Source organism: Rhodococcus sp. T7 (assembly GCF_009872365.1).
GTDB lineage: Bacteria > Actinomycetota > Actinomycetes > Mycobacteriales > Mycobacteriaceae > Rhodococcus_F.
Genome location: NZ_WXYH01000365.1, coordinates 1 through 15986 on the forward strand (window position 1 = coordinate 1; position 15986 = coordinate 15986).

At 63.4% G+C, this 15986-nt stretch carries 13 protein-coding genes and 1 pseudogene; 6 read left to right on the forward strand and 8 right to left on the reverse strand.

Features of this window, described 5'->3' with window-relative positions:
• The first annotated feature begins 82 nt into the window (after positions 1-82).
• Together MLGJGCBP_RS38035 and aroF are read left to right on the forward strand one after the other, a co-directional pair.
• Positions 83-1189, forward strand: coding sequence for a Gfo/Idh/MocA family protein (locus tag MLGJGCBP_RS38035; RefSeq protein ID WP_160102356.1), 1107 nt, complete (start codon positions 83-85; stop codon positions 1187-1189).
• Positions 1186-2211 carry a 3-deoxy-7-phosphoheptulonate synthase gene (aroF, locus tag MLGJGCBP_RS38040; protein WP_160102358.1) on the forward strand — a complete coding sequence of 342 codons (1026 nt, stop codon included), beginning with the start codon at positions 1186-1188 and terminating at the stop codon, positions 2209-2211. Before MLGJGCBP_RS38035 ends, aroF begins: the two co-directional genes overlap by 4 nt.
• Here the strand turns inward: aroF and MLGJGCBP_RS38045 are convergent.
• The 8 genes from MLGJGCBP_RS38045 to MLGJGCBP_RS38080 all read right to left on the reverse strand — a co-directional run bounded on the left by MLGJGCBP_RS38045 (position 2195) and on the right by MLGJGCBP_RS38080 (position 10529).
• A complete protein-coding gene (locus tag MLGJGCBP_RS38045; RefSeq protein WP_160102360.1) occupies positions 2195-3340 on the reverse strand; it encodes a pyridoxal phosphate-dependent aminotransferase in 1146 nt (381 codons plus the stop codon). The two genes, aroF and MLGJGCBP_RS38045, sit on opposite strands and share 17 nt — an antisense overlap.
• Positions 3337-4440: a GNAT family N-acetyltransferase gene (locus MLGJGCBP_RS38050; protein ID WP_160102362.1), complete on the reverse strand. Its 1104-nt coding sequence runs from the start codon at positions 4438-4440 to the stop codon at positions 3337-3339. Before MLGJGCBP_RS38050 ends, MLGJGCBP_RS38045 begins: the two co-directional genes overlap by 4 nt.
• Positions 4440-5330, reverse strand: coding sequence for a dihydrodipicolinate synthase family protein (locus MLGJGCBP_RS38055; RefSeq protein ID WP_160102364.1), 891 nt, complete (start codon positions 5328-5330; stop codon positions 4440-4442). Before MLGJGCBP_RS38055 ends, MLGJGCBP_RS38050 begins: the two co-directional genes overlap by 1 nt.
• The gene (locus MLGJGCBP_RS38060) at positions 5327-6685 is read right to left on the reverse strand and encodes an aminotransferase family protein (protein ID WP_160102366.1); all 1359 of its coding nucleotides are present in this window, start codon (positions 6683-6685) and stop codon (positions 5327-5329) included. Before MLGJGCBP_RS38060 ends, MLGJGCBP_RS38055 begins: the two co-directional genes overlap by 4 nt.
• Positions 6660-7709 (reverse strand): zinc-dependent alcohol dehydrogenase, encoded by a 1050-nt coding sequence (locus MLGJGCBP_RS38065; RefSeq protein ID WP_160102368.1) that lies wholly within the window; start codon positions 7707-7709, stop codon positions 6660-6662. Before MLGJGCBP_RS38065 ends, MLGJGCBP_RS38060 begins: the two co-directional genes overlap by 26 nt.
• 8 nt (positions 7710-7717) lie before the next feature.
• Positions 7718-8950, reverse strand: coding sequence for a bifunctional glutamate N-acetyltransferase/amino-acid acetyltransferase ArgJ (argJ, locus tag MLGJGCBP_RS38070; RefSeq protein WP_236581604.1), 1233 nt, complete (start codon positions 8948-8950; stop codon positions 7718-7720).
• Between the two features lie 468 nt (positions 8951-9418).
• On the reverse strand, positions 9419-9658 hold the full coding sequence (locus tag MLGJGCBP_RS38075) for a hypothetical protein (protein ID WP_160102370.1): 240 nt from the start codon (positions 9656-9658) through the stop codon (positions 9419-9421).
• 160 nt (positions 9659-9818) lie between these two features.
• Positions 9819-10529 (reverse strand): transaldolase, encoded by a 711-nt coding sequence (locus MLGJGCBP_RS38080; RefSeq protein WP_160102372.1) that lies wholly within the window; start codon positions 10527-10529, stop codon positions 9819-9821.
• 1006 nt (positions 10530-11535) lie between these two features.
• Between MLGJGCBP_RS38080 and MLGJGCBP_RS38085 the strand changes: the two are divergent.
• From MLGJGCBP_RS38085 to MLGJGCBP_RS53345, 4 genes and pseudogenes are all read left to right on the forward strand, one after another.
• Positions 11536-11868: pseudogene (locus MLGJGCBP_RS38085) on the forward strand (recombinase family protein); the annotation flags it as partial.
• Positions 11869-11955: 87 nt separating this feature from the next.
• Complete coding sequence (locus MLGJGCBP_RS38090) at positions 11956-13083, forward strand: tyrosine-type recombinase/integrase (protein ID WP_160102374.1); 1128 nt, start codon at positions 11956-11958, stop codon at positions 13081-13083.
• A 59-nt stretch (positions 13084-13142) separates the two neighbouring features.
• Positions 13143-15185: a tyrosine-type recombinase/integrase gene (locus MLGJGCBP_RS38095; RefSeq protein ID WP_236581605.1), complete on the forward strand. Its 2043-nt coding sequence runs from the start codon at positions 13143-13145 to the stop codon at positions 15183-15185.
• Positions 15186-15331: 146 nt separating this feature from the next.
• Positions 15332-15481 carry a helix-turn-helix domain-containing protein gene (locus MLGJGCBP_RS53345; RefSeq protein WP_268960810.1) on the forward strand — a complete coding sequence of 50 codons (150 nt, stop codon included), beginning with the start codon at positions 15332-15334 and terminating at the stop codon, positions 15479-15481.
• The last annotated feature ends 505 nt before the right edge of the window (positions 15482-15986 follow it).

Consider the following 15986-nt stretch of genomic DNA (forward strand, 5'->3'; position numbering starts at 1 on the left):
TCGGTCCGCCGTTCGCCTCAGCTGGCGGAACTGGTCGGGGTGGTCAGTCGCAATCACATCACCCGACCGAGGAGAGTGTCCAGTGACCGATGTCTTCCGGATCGGTGTTCTAGGCGCCGGAACCATTGCGGAAAAGGCCCATTTGCCGGGCCTGTTGCGCCAGGCCGACGTAGAGATCGTGGCTGTCTGCGACGTCAACGGCGAACGGGCACGCGTCGTCGCCGATCGGTTTGGCGTACCGGCGGCAGTTAGTGATCCCGAGGTGCTATTCGACATGGACATCGACGCAATTACCTGCTGCACGCCTAATGCTACCCACGCAGAACTGGCTACCGCCGCGCTTGAGGCCGGCAAGCATGTACTTCTGGAGAAACCGCCCGCCGTAGACGTGCCCTCTGTCCGGAAGATCGCTGCCGCGGCGCGCGCAAGTGGGGTCGTTTTCATGCCATTGTTTAACCACCGCTTCCGTGAGGAGGTTATCCTGGCGCGCCGCCTCTTCGTCGAGGGCCGAATTGGCTCGCCGTATTACGCGCGAACCACGCTCTGCGATCGGAGGGGCGCCACCCCGGGCTGGATTACCGACCAGAGTCGCTCTGGCGGTGGAGCTCTTATCGACCTTGGCGTCCATCATCTTGACTTCCTCATGTATGTGCTCGGGCACCCACGGGCCACGGTGGTGTCGGGCAGCACATATGCGAAGATCGGTGACTATCAGGTGCGCTACCGCCATGACGCGGCATGGGCCGTAGCAGACGAGCGTGGGCGTGACCTTCGACCGGGTTGGATGGGCGACGTCGAGGAGGCAGCTACAGGGTTGATACGGTTCGACAACGGCCTCAATATCTGTTTGGAGACCGCTTGGACCCTCAATATTCCGGGCAGGAGAGCCTGGGAGACGCTCGTCTTCGGTGACAGGGGAGGCATGCGAGTTGACCCAGCCCCCGTACTGTTGGCGCTGGACGAGGACGGGTACCTCGTCGACGCGGAGTATGCGGTTGAGCCGGTGCCCACCTATCCCGATACCCACTCGCGCGCCATCCGGAACTTCCTCGACACCATCCGCGGCGCGGCGGAGCCCGTCTCCACGCCGGCACATGCCATCCACTTAATGGAGATCATAGCTGCGCTGTACAGGTCGAGCGCCACCGGCCGAGAGGTCACCATCGAGACTGTTGAGGAGAACCAATGATCGTCACGCTTACCAATGAGTCCACAATTGAGAGCGTTGAAAAGTTCCTGGCGCGCTTCGATCTGCAAGTGCATAGGGTAGTCAGTCACCGAGGCATGCACGTGGCGACTTCGGGAGACGAGCGGGAAGTGCCGTTCGCCGAACTACGCCAGTTGGACGGTGTGGTTGATGTCATCGAGGTGCCGCCGCCCTACTACTTTGCCTCACGGGACTTTCACGATTCGGCGAGTACTGTGCAAATCGGCGGCGTGCCGATCGGCTTCGGAGCGCCACCGGTGGTGGTTGCCGGCCCGTGCGCGGTGGAGAACCGGACCGACACGCTCGATACGGCTGTCGCAGTGAAAGCGGCTGGCGCGCAGATCTTCCGCGGTGGAATATTCAAACCCCGGACTACGCCGTACAACTTCCAGGGAATCGGGCGGCGGGGCTTGGAAATCCTCGCCGCGGTACGTGACGAAGTGGGTCTGCCGGTTGTGACTGAGGTCCTCGATCCTGCGGACATCGGAGCGGTCGCCGAGGTGTGCGACGCCATTCAGGTAGGTACACGAAACATGACCAACAGTGCTCTGCTGAAGAGGCTCGGTTCGGCGGGCCGACCGATCGTACTCAAACGGGGGTTCGCAACTCCTATCGAGGAATTGGTGAGGGCTGCCGAGTTCATCATCGTGAACGGCAATCCGGATGTAATCCTGTGTGAGCGGGGCATCCAGACCTTCGAGCGCGCCACGCGCTACACCCTAGATCTTTCGGCGGTGCCAGCGCTCAAGGAGGTCTGTCATCTACCAGTGATCGTGGATCCGAGTCACAGTACGGGCCGACCCTCGCTAATCGACGCGATGTCCAGGGCCGCCGTGGTGGTGGGAGCCGACGGGCTTCTCATCGAGTGTCATGTCCGGCCCGAGAACATGATCAAACCGGGCGACGACTTCCAAGCGGTTCGTCCGTCACAATTGGCTGGCCTGGTGGCCTCGATTCCGGCTTTGCACTCCGTCATAACGCAGTTTCCTACGACGGCTGAATGAGGCGAATCAACCGGGCAGGTAGCTCGTCGATCTGACCGTCGGTGAGCGTGGCGGCGATTCTGACGTGCAGAGGGGCCGGCTCCTTGAAGTGCTGTCCGGGCAGACAGACGATGCCTGCCTGCAGGGCCAGCGCGTCCGCGAGAGTGCGGTCGGAGTAGCCATCGAGGCAGGCCCAGATGTAGAGGCCGCCTTCGGGTATCCGGGCCGACAGGCCCGCCTGCCGCAGTGCCGCAACCGTCCGATGCATGGGTTCCTCCACGGTGGAGCGGGCGGATTCAACCCAGCTGGTAGTCGACACGGCAGCACGCAGGGCACGCTCAACAGGCTCGGGGACTATCAGCCCGCGGCGGTCACGCAGGCGGCCTACCTGAGCCACCAATTCTGGGTCGCCGACGAAGAAACCAGCTCGCAAGCTCGGCACGTTGGCGAGCTTGGACAAAGTATGCAAAGCGAGGAGCCTGCGCCGATGACCGGACAAGACCGTACGAGGAGGCCCGTTCCAGCAAAATGGTGCGTAGGTCTCGTCCACAAGCAAGAAGATCCCATGGGTATTCGTGAACTGAACCGCTGCTGAGAGGTCCATGAGATACCCGTCAGGATTGCTCGGTGAGCAGAGCCACATGAGTAGCGTGTCGGCCCGATCCCGATCAGCTACTTGATTCAGGTCGAGTTGCCCATCCGGCCCTCGCGGTATCCGCACCACTTGCAGTCCATCGGACTCCGCACCACCCGCGAAGTGGTGGAAGGTAGGAGCAGGGACGAGCACCGTGCCCATGTCAGGGCGCAGCGGCCGGAGGTAGGCGGCAGCCGACCGTATGATCTCGGTGGCGCCCAGCGAGATACCGATCTCCTCGGGCGCGAGCTGTACGCCATAGACTCCAGCAAACCAGGCCCGGATGGCGTCCGTTGTGGCCGGTGCGGGTTGTTCGCGGGGGTATCCCCAGTCCCACGAGTCAGTGTCTCGAAGGGCCGCCACTAACTGCGGTGGGGGGCCGAGTAGGCCGCGGGCCTCGGATAGCAACAGCGGCTCCCAGCCTGATCGATCAGCCAGCGCCCTCAGGCGTTCGCGTTCCAGCAGGATCAGCTCGCCATCGGTGGCTTGAGTGCCGGGTGCGGGGCCCGCGGTCATGGTATGTCGATCCGGCGGCGCCAAGCTAGCTCCGTGCTGAGCATCCCGGCCGCCCGATACGCACACACCTGGGGAGTGTTGCTCACAGCGCTCGCTAATTCGTCGATCGGTATCGGCTGGAATCCCTGGCCCCGGAATAGCTCGGTCGCACCGGTACTGAGCGCGTACACGGCGGTTCGGCCATCGAGTCGGGCCTCAGTCAGAGCGCGACGGGCGAGGGCGTTGCCCCAGCCCCGCCGTCGGAACTTCGGCATAACAGCAAGGCTGCGGAGCAGACAAGCCCGTCCAAACGCTGCTTCCAGACCGACCACGCCGACAGGTCGCCTGGCGGAATCATAGGCCAGCCAATACCGCCCACCGCTGTGAACACCCTCGATGCTTAGCTCAGCTTCCACCAGTAGCTTCACCACTTCCGATAATTGCTTGCGCGTCACCTCGATGATCGCGGGTGGTTGCAGTTCTCCAGGGATTGGTGCCGACCCGTAGGCGAGGTAGACAGCTTTGAATCGAGCCGTGTCTACGCACATGTCTGGTACGTACTCTCGCAGGAGCGTCCACGGTCCGTGGTAACCCTCAAATGTGGTGATATACCGCCGCGAAGTCCACCATAAGTACCCGTTGACTACTACGTTCCATGTAGGAGCCCACTGGGTGCCTACAGCTACCACTCGTGTACGGCGACCAGCCGCGCTCAAAGTGTTAAGGACGGCCGCCCGGGAGCGCAGGATGTCATGGGTGGCGTAAAACAGGATCCGGTCAACTGCGAGAGCCGCCAAAGAGGCAGTCTCGGCGGACGAGTAGATGAGCCGCACGTTGACCCACCCGTTGGCGTCCAGCTTGGCCTGTGAGTGTTTGAGCATGTCAGCACTTTGATCCACCCCGATCAACTGTCCAGAAGGACCGATCTTCTCCAGAACGCCTGCAAAATTGCGGCCAGTGCCGCATCCCACTTCTAGCACAGTCTGCCCGGGCGCAAGGTCGAGCAGTTCAAGCGCTTGGGCGCGGAAATTGGCCAAGCGCGACGATAGGCGACGGTCGTATCCATCCGCGCGTAAGCGGTACTGCAGCATGCTGCGCGCACTGTCGGGCTGCGTCGGCATCAGAACACCCCGGTGTCTCGCGCGACCGCCATGAGTTCCTCCCGTCGAACAGGGTCGAGGGGAAGGAGGGGCGGACGGGTTGTGGGGAAGTCGATTACACCACTCTTAACAAGGACCTCCTTGAAGCATCGGATGTACTCGGACTTGCCAGAACCGCACACGGCCACCAAAGGAAGGAGCGCATCCCGATGCAGCCGACGGGCTTTGACCAGATCTCCGGAGTCATAGGCGTTGTGCAGACCCGCGACGGCGGCGGGGACGAGATTGCCGATGCCGATGCTACTTGCTGCTGCGCCGTATGCTAGGGCGAGCATGAGCATCGTGTCGTCGCCACAGATCGGGGCGATCCCGGGGGCGTCGGCAAGTACGGCCGATACTTTGCTTGGGTTCGGCAGCGAGAGCTTGACCATGCTGACGTTGGAGGCCTCGGACCTCATGCGCGCTAGGGTTGCGACACTTACTTCCCGACCGCCGCCACCGTCGTAAACCATTACCGGCGTACGGATGGCCGAGGCAATCTCGAGGATATGATGCGTGACCGCGGCATTGGAGTGTCCAAAGTAGTACGGTGGCGGGACCATTACCGCCGCGGCGCCCAACTCCTCGGCCCGCTTTGCCAGCGCCACGGCGTTCGCCGTTGCCGAGTCGCCTACGCCGAAAGTGAGCGATACCCGACCGCGTACCGCCGTGGCCATTGTGCTCATGATGTGCAGCCGTTCCGCCATGCTCAAGGTAAAGAACTCGCCTGTCGTACCCAAACCGATTACGCCGTGCACTCCGCCCTCGATCAGGTACTCCACGAGCGACCGGAGTGAGGCCTCATCCAATTCACCGTTAGTATCGAACGGGGTAACCGCCAGAGTGTGCGCGCCGCGCAGCGGATCGGTCATGTGGATACCTCCGTCACGGATACGTTGTTGGTGGCGGCTGCCCTAATTACGCTGCAGTACAGATCCACCACGGCCAAAGCGTCTGTCGCAGTGGTGGTCAGCGGCGGGATCAACGGCAGCACGTTTCCTGCACCGACCGGCCGGGTAAGGACGCCGTGCTCGGCGAGTTGGCGGCACAGCGCCGAGGCAATAGGCAGCGGAGTCCCCGACTCCCGATCAGTAACCAGTTCCACGCCGATGGCGAGGCCGACGCCTCGGATGTCGCCCACGATGGGTACACTTGTTAGACCAGCGCGCAGCGAGTCGAGCAGATCGCGACCCAGTTCTTCGGCTCGGGTGCACATTCTTTCGTCCTCGATGAGGTCAAGGTTGGCGAGCGCAACCGCGCACGCGACGGGATTACCACCGAAGGTAAATCCGTGCACCAACTCGCGGCCAGGACCGAGGAACGCGTTAAACACCTCGGTAGTGGCCAGCACGGCTGACAGCGGCAGATAGCCGCTCGTGATGCCCTTGGCGCATAACAGCATGTCTGGCTTGATGTCGTAGTGCTCGCTAGCGAACATCCGTCCGGTTCGGCCGAACCCAACCGCCACCTCGTCAACGACGAGCAGGATGCGGTACTCGCGGCAGACCCGTTGAACCTCCCTCCAGAACCGTGCCGTCGGTGGCACCATCCCGGCCAGCCCGAGGACAGGCTCCGCAAGGAAAGCGGCCACCGTGTCCGGACCCTCCGAGAGAATGCGCTCCGTTAGAGCTGCGCCCGTTTCGACGGGACACGAGTCTGGCGTGGCGCTTAGTGGGCAGTGATAGCAATATGGGGCGGGAATCTTCGGAAACTCTGTAGGCAGCGGAGCGAACGGATCCCGCTCCTCAGCCACGCCGCCCGCCGACAGTGCACCGATAGTGCAGCCATGCCAGCCGCGGTCGAGGCCAATCACCTTAGTTCGCTCGGGGTAGCCGCGCTGCCGCCAATACTGACGACTGATTTTGATCGCGGTCTCCACTGCCTCAGCGCCACCGGTGCCATAGAAGACATGGTTTAGGTCGCCCGGCGCGAGCGACGCCAGCCGAGCCGCGAGCAATGCGGCTGGCGGGTGAGAGCGCCCATTAAGAGGATAGTAGGCGAGTCGGCTGAGTTGCTCGGTGGCGGCTGCGATGAGCTCGGGACGACCATGTCCAACCTGGACATTCCACAACCCAGAAATAGCATCAAAGTAGCGGGTTCCGTCTGCGTCGAAGACAAAGGAGCCCTCACTCCGCTCGATCATGAGCTGCTCACCGGCGTAGGCGGCCATATCCGTGTACGGATGCCACACGTGGTCCAGGTCAAGCTTCGCCGCGTTGTTTTCCATGCGAGGCTTCAGCTCCCTTCGGTTCGAAGTCGATGCGAGCCTTAAAGACGTCAGGCGGGTCGAACAGCTCATTCGGGTCCGCGAGATCATCGAATCGGTGTACATGGCTGATCGTTGAGGGCAGGTCGACTGGTGCCTCAGTCACTGCCCGGAGCGCCAACGGGAAGTCCTCGTCGCGAGTCTCGGCGCTGCCGACGATCCGCAGGTCCGTAAGGCAGATTCGGGACGGGCTGACAGATACGTGACCGAGATCGGCAGCGTTGCCCAGCTCCACCAGAGTGCCGGCGTGGCCAAGTAACTCGAGCCCGGCAGCGAACGCGGCCGGCGTACCTGCGCACTCCAGCACGACGTCGACGGTCACGTCACCCGCCGATACTTCGAAGCCAAGGCGTCGGGCCAGGTCAGCTCGCGCGGTATCTCGCTCAACCACCACGACTGGGTTGCCATACCAGCACACCAAAGTAGCGGCCGCCAGGCCGATGGGGCCGAAGCCGATCACGGCAACGTCACTGCACTGCGGCGGTGATGGCGAACCGAATGCCTTATACAACCCGCTAGCCACACATGCAGCCAACTCAGTGAAAATGGCCCTGTCCGCTGCCAGGTCCGTGCTGAGCTGAAATACCCGTGAGCCGGGCAGTAGCTCCATGTGGGTAGCGAAGCCACCAGTCAGCCTGTCGCCGATCGCGTCTAATCCGTACACGATGCGGTTGGGACAGCCGCCACGGGCACCTGTGCATCGAAAACAGGTGCCGCAGTTTATACCTGGAGCCACGAGTACCCGATCCCCGACCCGGACGTGATCGCCACGAAGGTCGACAAGTCGCTCCACTGTACCGATTAGCTCATGACCGAGAATGGACGGTGCTGGCACCGGGATGCGGCCGGCCACGATGTGGCGGTCAGTGGTGCAGATCCCAGTGGTCTCAAGTGCGAGGAGGCCACCGTTTTGTGGGAGGGGGCGCTCAGCGAAACGCAACTGCCCCGAGCCAAGATACTCGATGATCGATACCGACTCAGCCATTCACAACCTCACTCCAATGGTCTGCTCAGGTCGGGAACAAGCTCCGAGTTGAGCCGTGCATACTCTGGTGAGAGGTCGGTGGTGAGCATCTCAGCATGGGCTGAACCAACGGCAAGGCTGCATTCGACGACGATCGCACGGTGGGTCAGGCCGGCCCGAGCAAGAGCGATCGCGTCCGGTCCAGCTGGAATACCCGCATCGAGAACGGTCACGCCGCCCATGACGATGGATAGTCTGTCGAAGTCGGCTTCGACCTGTGAGCGGCCGAGAGCAGCTGCCACCTGTCCCCAGTTGGCATCCCCGCCATGCAAAGCGCATTTCACCAGCAAGGACTGGGCAACTAACCTGCTCGCCTGGGATGCCTGTGTCTCGTCCATGGCGCCTTTAACCCGGACCAGGACTTCCTTGGTGGCGCCCTCAGCGTCGGAGATGAGTTGGCGGGCAAGGGCCCAGCAGACCTCAGTCAGGGCGACTACGAGTTCCTCCGGGGTCGGCGTCACGTCGGCGGCGCCGTTGGCCAGTATCGCAATGGTATCGTTCGTGCTCGTTTCACCGTCCACAGTGATCGCGTGGAAGGTACGTTCGACCGCCGTCCTCGACGCAGTGCGGAGCACCTCGGGTGTGACTCGAGCATCGGTCGTGATCACCGAGAGCATCGTCGCAGTGTTGGGAGCGAGCATCCCGGCCCCTTTTGCCATTCCACCCACGCTCCAACCATAGGAACTGCGCACAGCGGCGGTCTTGGGTCGCGTGTCGGTGGTCATGATGGCGCGCGCGGCTGTGGCGTCGTCATTGGTTAGCGCACCGGCCGCCAGCCGTGCCCCTGTGAGGAGCCTGCGTATCGGGAGGTACGTGCCGATGGCACCAGTGGAGCACACTAGTATCAAGTCGGGTGTGGTACCGAGTAGAGCGGCGACCCCGTCTGCGGTCGTCCTGGCGTCGTTGCACCCGCGCGCGCCTGTCATGGCGTTGGCGCAGCCGGAGTTGACCACCACCGCGCGCGCCACGCCGCCGGCGACGTGTTCCCGCGATATGACAACCGGGGCGGCTGCGGCGCGGTTGGTAGTAAACCATGCGGCCGCGGCAGCTGGCCGGTCAGAGACGATGAGCGCTAGGTCGAGCGCTCCCCCGAGTTTGATGCCCGCCGCAACGCCAGCCGCAGTAAAGCCAGCCGGTGCGCAGACGCCACCAGCGACAGTCAGGTACCCGTCGGATACCGCGCCGTCCAGCTGCGGATTCACCGGACATCACCGATGGCGAGGAGAACAGAAGGCGACGGGGGGGTCGTTATATTCGCATCCGGACGTGGGGAGCCGGTTCCGTTGAACATGGTCATGTGCACCAGACGGGATTCGAACCCGCATATCCCAGGTCCCAGGCCTGGACCTTTCGCCGACCGGTCCTCCGGCCCACACTTCTGCGTTTGTGTCGAGGTTAGGCGTGCCCTGGAAGACCTCACCTCGTTGCTCGCGCTCCGCGTGGGCGGATTCCCGCAGTGGCCTTTCCTATTAAGGTACTGGTGCTTGGTGTGATCGGATTCCGACGCGCTACGAGCCCGACGCCGGAACCCGATCAGCATTCCAGGGCAGACATTCCAGGGCACACATTCCAGGGCACACATTCCAGGGCACACATTCCAGGGCACACATTCCAGGGCACACATTCCAGGGCACTTCGGCTGGGCGCTGCTAGCTCGCCGGGCTGGCCGGTCAGTTCGCCGACGGGTCAAGTCGACGTACGGCGTCGGCTAAGCCGGCCACTGGAGCGTCGAGCCTCGCCACTGGAGCGTCGAGCCTCGCCAACGGATCGGCTAGGGCCGGGGCCAGTGGAGCGGCTAGGGCCGGGGCCAGTGGAGCGGCCAGGGCCGGGGCCAGTGGAGCGGCCAGGGCCGGGGCCAGTGGAGCGGCCAGGGCCGTGACAGCCTCCTCAGGGATAAGGGGTTCGGTCATGTTTCACCTCCTCTTCTTGTGTAGGGACCGACGGAATCGGTCCGCGCGCATCCGGTGGGTCTCGAACCCACGAGACCAACTATTAGAGGCTCGTTCCCCCGAACGGGTGCCGGACGCAATTGATCTCCTACTGTTGAAGGCAGTATTGAGTAGCCGGTTCTCACAGCATGTACCCAGCACGCGCTGCATCGTCGTAGAACATCCGCACTGTCTCGACGGACAGATCTTCGAGAGTGCGGCCGAGCATGGGAATTTTGCCCAGCAACGCTGGAGGGAGGGTGATAAGCGGACATCCAATGCGATCGGCCTGCACTAAGTTGAACAGCTCCCGCGAGCTTGCCCACATCAGCTGCACTTGGGGACACGACGCCAGAAGCCCAAGTGCCTCGCGTATCAATGGTATTGGATCCCGGCCTGTATCAGCAATTCTGCCCGCGAAGATAGAGATTATCGCAGCCTGGCTGCCACCAAGCGCCGCTGCCGCATCGCGAACCTGATCTAGGCAAAGTACTGCGGTCACGTTGACGCAGATCCCGTCTGCCGACAGCCGACGGATCAGTTCAGCAGAGCGCTCCCCGCGAGTATTCGTGATTGGGATCTTTACGTAGACAGATGGGCCCCATTCCGCGATTCTACGCGCTTGCTCTTCCATCTCGGCGAAGTCGTCGGCGACCACCTCGAAGCAAACAACATGCTGGTCAAGTTCGGCGAGAACAGCTTTTGCGAAGTCCGAATAGTCACTGACACCAGCGCGGCGCATCAGCGTTGGATTGGTCGTAAACCCCGCGATGAGTGGATGTCGCGCGAGTCGGCGGATCTGCTCGATGTCAGCTACGTCTGCGAATAGTCTGATTTGGCTTGGCGTATACATTCAGTACTTCCCTGGCGCTTCATCCAGGCAGAGTAAATCCACCCGGTGCGTGATGCAGCTATAGCGGTGACTGTCGGTGACGCCCGGTAGTGTTCGCGGCCTGGCCGATCGAGTCGAATCACGACAGGCCTCGGGCCGCAGCGCATGTAGTCGGTGGAAGACGTCGCCGGAACTGTAGGCGGAGGCCGGCGTCTACGACCCCCGGGCCGCCGCATCGCCGAGACCCTCACAGAGATCGTCGTGCGTTAGGCTAACCCTGGATCATGAGATCAACGAGGACCATGAGATTAACCCTGATCCTATGACCAACAGCAATGTCCACCAACTAATCCGGGGGAGCAGGGTGTCCCGCCCGTGTCGGCCCGGCCTAATCTTGCAATGTCGTGGACTTGGATGGCGCCGGACGGCGTCGTCCAATCGCATCCTGCAATCTCGGGAAGGCTATCTCGAGACGTCGTTTAATTTTGCCTCATATTGCCTCCAGTGTAGAGCCGCTTTGGGAGCTCCCGTGCCACCTGCCGAGAAATCCTCGAAGACGTTGTATTAATCACACGCCAGCTGAGGCTCGGCTGTCAAGGTATTGCTTTGTCGCATTGAAGTTTTCGTGTCGGCGAATCGAATTTGGACGCAAAACAGACCTATGAGTTTGATTCATAGCGAGAAAACATACCTTGCGTTGATTAATACGTCCGCGAAGTCGGCTACTCTGCTGTGCCTTTCGGGTGTGTCGACGTTCGCCTCACGACGTGCAGAACAACGGTGACGACTTCGCTGCGGCCCACCGCCCCTAGCGGCTCGGCCTAAAACAATGCGAAGGGGCTCGGCGATTGCCGCGGCGGAGGCATTCCTCGACGCGTTCAGGGTCGTCACCCCAGATGCGGACGATAGAGACACCTCCATACGGGCGATGTCGTGCAGCTCACTCCTGACAAGAAGGTCAGGAGACTCGTGTGCACCCCTCGGAGAACCACATGCTCGCAGTGCACTCGTCCTCTGAAATTGACAGGGCTACGCGAGGGTCTCGACCGCCGAACAGACCGCCGATTCGCAGAGGGACGCCCTGAGCGCTGCCGGCTGCTCTCGCGTGTGGACGGACACCGCGAGCGGGGCGACAACATCACGCGCGCAGCTCAACGATCTCCTCTCGCACCTGCGGGAAGGAGACACCCTGGTGGTGTGGCGGCTCGACCGGCTCGGCCGTTCACTCCCCCACCTGTTGCAGACGGTGGAGAACCTCGACGAGCGCGGCGTCGGATTCCGCTCGCTCACAGAGTCGATTGACACCACCACCTCCGGAGGCAAGCTGATCTTCTCGATCTTCGGTGCGCTCGCCGAGTTCTCTGTTATCTGGACACGCCGGGACACCCACCTCCCTGATCTGGGAGTTGCAGCCTGATGCACTGAGTACCGGCACAGGGAGGCCGGTATGCGGGTGGTCAAGGATGTGGACGGCGGCATTGTCCGACGGGTGATCCTGCTGGACGACTCCGGGTACGAGGTTGTCCCGGTGACCCGGTTTCTGGCGCATCTGCAGGATTCCGGTTACAGCCCGAACACCCTGTCTTCGTATGGCTACGACCTGCGACGGCTGTTCATGTTCCTCGACCAGCACAGCATGGGCTGGACCGAGTTCCGCCCCTCGACCGCGTTGGAGTTCCTGGGGTATCTACGTAGGATCCCCAGCCGTGGCCCGGCTCAACGGCTCGGATTGGCGGTCGCGACCGCCGAGGGACGGCTGCTGTCTCCGGCAACGGTGTCCCGGATTCTGGCCGCGACGTCGAGTTTCTTCGAGTGGGCGATCGCCGCCGAGTTGTACACGACCTCAGATAATCCGATGCAGAAGCGCGAGGACGCCGCGCTCGCACGGGTCCCGGATCGGCACCAGCCGTTCGTGGGTGCGGCGAGTCGGCAACGACCGGTGCGCCGGGCGGTCCGGGTTCGGCTGCCAATCCGGCTGCCGCGACCGCTGAGCAGTGAGGACATTGAGGCATTACTGGTGAGCATGTCCTCGTTACGGGATCTGGCGATCTTCCTGCTGATGCTCGACGGCGGCCTGCGCCCGGGTGAGGTGCTGTGCCTGCGGCTCGACGACATCGCCTACGGACGCCGCCGGGTGACGATCCGCAAACGCGACGACCATCCGCGCGGTGCCCGGGCGAAGGCCCGCCGGGAGCGGGTGGTCGACCTGCATGAGCCACGTACGTTGGATGCGGTCAGCCGGTACGTGCTGCATGAGCGGCCCCTCGAGGCCACCAGCCCGTTCGTGTTCCTCGTCGGCGGCACCGGGGCGAATCGCGAGAAGCCGCTCAGTTATCAGGCGGTGGCGCGTGGATTCGCCCGCCGCCTGGACCGGTTGGGGATCCGGACTCCGGACAAGACACCCCACGCGTTGCGGCACACGCACGCGACGGCGATGTGGGATTCGGGGATGAGAGAGCTTGCCTTGCAACGTCGTTTGGGTCACGCGTCGACGGAGTCGATCCGCATCTACACCCGCGTGTCCGACGAGCAGGTGGTCACCGAGTACGACACCGCACTCGGGCGTCGGTCGTGACATCGCCGGCCAGGATCGGCGCAGAGGCCTCATCTCGAGAGCGCGTCCGGGTTGCGCATGTGGACCGGGCCGCCTATCGCGACTGGTTGTGGCGGTATGTCGGCAGCGGCGCCCGATACTCACGCTTGTACGCCTACGACGACTTCGTTGCGCGCTGGCCGTCGCTGACCGACTGGTTCGCCGCGCCGCTGTCGCAGCGCACCTTCGACACCGACAATCCGGTGCCAGGCCAGCATCCGCACGGCGGTGCAGGCATGATCATGCCGTACCTGTCGTATCTGTCGCTGGTGCAAGGCGTCGGCTTGGATTACGAGGTGTTGTTCGCCCGCACCTTCGCGAGCCCGTTCACCGCATCCGCGGCGTCGACCGGTCTGGGAATCGATCGGGGCGTGTTCGAGTCGCACGTGAGCCGACTGGTTCAGCTCGGATACACCCAGGCCAGTGCGCGAACCGACCTGAGGGCCGCGCTGGGGCGACTGCTCCTGCACCGCGGCAATCCCGACCTCTCTGCGATCACCATGAATGATCTCGACGAGCTGCGAGGCGCGGTTGATTCCTTCACCGAGCGGCTTCGCCGCGAACCCATCCGCGAGTTCTACAGCCGATCCCGCGGCAAACGACTGCCCGCCGATCCGATCGAGGCGTTCCACCACTCGCTGACCAGGCGGATCAATGCCGCGCATCTACTGTTGTTCACGATCGGCCAGGTAGATGCCGCGCCTCCGGGTCGGGTCGACGCCGCCTCGTGGACCACCCGCCTCGCCCCGGTCGGCACGCCGCCCAAGATGCGGGCGGTCATCGACCGCTACCTGCGGCTGCATTTGGAGGCCAACCTTGGCCGCGAACAGACGGTCCGTCATTCCCGAGATGCATTGCGGCGACTGACCTCCTGGCTACGCGGGCAGCATCCGGAAATCACAAGCTTCGACCAACTGCGCCGCGCGCACGCGGAGGAGTTCCTGCGCTGGCTCGGTGAGCAGACGAGTGAACACACCGGGGTACCGCTGGCGCTTACGACCCGGCGCTCGATCGTCACCCTCCTCGCCCGGTTCGTCAACGAGACCGCCGCCTGGGGATGGGATGACGTGCCAGGGCGGGTGTTGTTCACTCGCGGCGACATTCCAAAGATCGCCCGGACGGTGCCCCGGTTCATCCCCGACCACGAGCTCGCCGCCCTGATGTCCGCGGTCGACCGGTTACCCGACCCCTATCAGCGGGCCGCATTGATCGTTGCACGCTGGTCCGGCGCCCGCCGAGACGAGATCCGGCGGCTCGCGATCGACTGCCTCGACACTTATCCGGACGGTCATCCCCGACTGCGGATCCCGGTCGGTAAGGGATACACCGAACGGACGATTCCGCTGCACCCCGAGGCCGCGGCCGCGTTGCGGCCGCTGATCGATCTCGCCCGAACCAGACACGCCCGCGGCCGATACGACCCCAGTGTCGGACGCGCCGTCGAGCACATCTTCACCGTCCGCGGCAAGCTGCTGTCCAAGGCGTTCCTGTTCGACCTCGCACTCAAGACTGCCTGCACCACCGCAGGACTGCTCGACTCGCAGGGGCGACCCACGATCAGCGCACACCGGTTCCGGCACACCATCGGCACCCAACTCGCCGAGGGCGGGGCGCGGCTGCAGACGATCATGGCGGTCCTCGGCCACCGCACCCCGCACATGTCGCTGATCTATGCGTCCTTGTCGGATCCGACCGTCAAACAGCAGTACCAGGACGCCCTCGACCGGCACCTCGACGGCGTCGCGCTCGCCGGGCCGGCCGCCCAGGCGTTGCGCGAGCACCGACTCGACCCACAGGCGGTGTCCTGGCTGCAAACCAACTTCCTCAAGACTGAACTCGAACTCGGCCACTGCTTGCGCCTGCCGCAGGAAGGACCGTGCGAGTGCGATCTAGTCCTGACCTGCTCGAAGTTCCTCACCACCAGCGACTACGCGCCCCGACTCCGAGCGCGGCTGGCCACCGAACAGACCCTGATCGCCGACGCCGTCGAACGGGGATGGGACCACGAGGTCGAACGGCACCAACGCACCGCCGACCGCATCAACGCACTCCTGTCCGACCTCGGCGAGGAACGGCAGCACTGAACGCGTCGGTGAGGATCCCTCCGCTGAAACGGGTACTGGCATTCCTTCGAGGCGCTTGACTTCCAGAAGTTGTCCACATAATCGAGCGGGCGGTCATTCAGGAGCGGACGGTAGCCGGTCTCGCTGCAGCACGGGCGCGCGGCCGGATCGGCGGCCAGCCCAAAGCGATCGACGCGGCGAAGGCTCGCCACATCAGGCAGATGATCGAGGCCGGAACCCCGAAAAGTGAGATCGCCGCAGTTCTGGGGATCGGCCGCGCCACGCTGTACCGGCATCTCTCGGCTCTGTCGCCATGAGGCGCTGCCTCATGGCGACAGATGTTTGTGCACAGCGCTTCTGACCACTGGGATATCAGAAGTCCTCTGTACTCATCGCGAAACTCCCAGGTAGCCGGGTAATCGACTTCTAAACTGACAGCCGAGCTTCCCGAGCCATGCCACTTGGCCGGCAACGTCCTGTTTGGTGAGGTTGAGCACCGTGCGTTAGCCGATTTTCATGCTCGTCAGTATCGCCGGACGGCTCGACAAGTCGTTCGGCTTCCGGCGCGTCGCCTGTCTGGCAGCATATTTGGCGCATTCGTCTGTCTTCACCCTGCTCGCCAGGCGCGTAGACCGGTGGCAGGCGGTCGACCTGGTGACCGATGGATGCCCACTGCCAGCTCTGACCGGCAGAGGAGTTAGCGATGCTGGAGGTGATCGAAAGCCGAGTTCGGCGGCGATCTCGTCGCGAAGCGGTTGCTCGGCTGTAGATTTGAGCTCGAAGGGGGCGGGCATCGATGGGTGAGAGGAACGACGCCGAGTG

Bases quoted from the DNA above. Each gene is read 5' to 3' on its own strand.
- aroF (WP_160102358.1), top strand. From the start codon at position 1,186: ATGATCGTCACGCTTACCAATGAGTCCACAATTGAGAGCGTTGAAAAG.
- MLGJGCBP_RS38045 (WP_160102360.1), bottom strand. From the start codon at position 3,340: ATGACCGCGGGCCCCGCACCCGGCACTCAAGCCACCGATGGCGAGCTG.
- MLGJGCBP_RS38050 (WP_160102362.1), bottom strand. From the start codon at position 4,440: ATGCCGACGCAGCCCGACAGTGCGCGCAGCATGCTGCAGTACCGCTTA.
- MLGJGCBP_RS38055 (WP_160102364.1), bottom strand. From the start codon at position 5,330: ATGACCGATCCGCTGCGCGGCGCGCACACTCTGGCGGTTACCCCGTTC.
- MLGJGCBP_RS38060 (WP_160102366.1), bottom strand. From the start codon at position 6,685: ATGGAAAACAACGCGGCGAAGCTTGACCTGGACCACGTGTGGCATCCG.
- MLGJGCBP_RS38065 (WP_160102368.1), bottom strand. From the start codon at position 7,709: ATGGCTGAGTCGGTATCGATCATCGAGTATCTTGGCTCGGGGCAGTTG.
- MLGJGCBP_RS38075 (WP_160102370.1), bottom strand. From the start codon at position 9,658: ATGACCGAACCCCTTATCCCTGAGGAGGCTGTCACGGCCCTGGCCGCT.
- MLGJGCBP_RS38080 (WP_160102372.1), bottom strand. From the start codon at position 10,529: ATGTATACGCCAAGCCAAATCAGACTATTCGCAGACGTAGCTGACATC.
- MLGJGCBP_RS38090 (WP_160102374.1), top strand. From the start codon at position 11,956: ATGCGGGTGGTCAAGGATGTGGACGGCGGCATTGTCCGACGGGTGATC.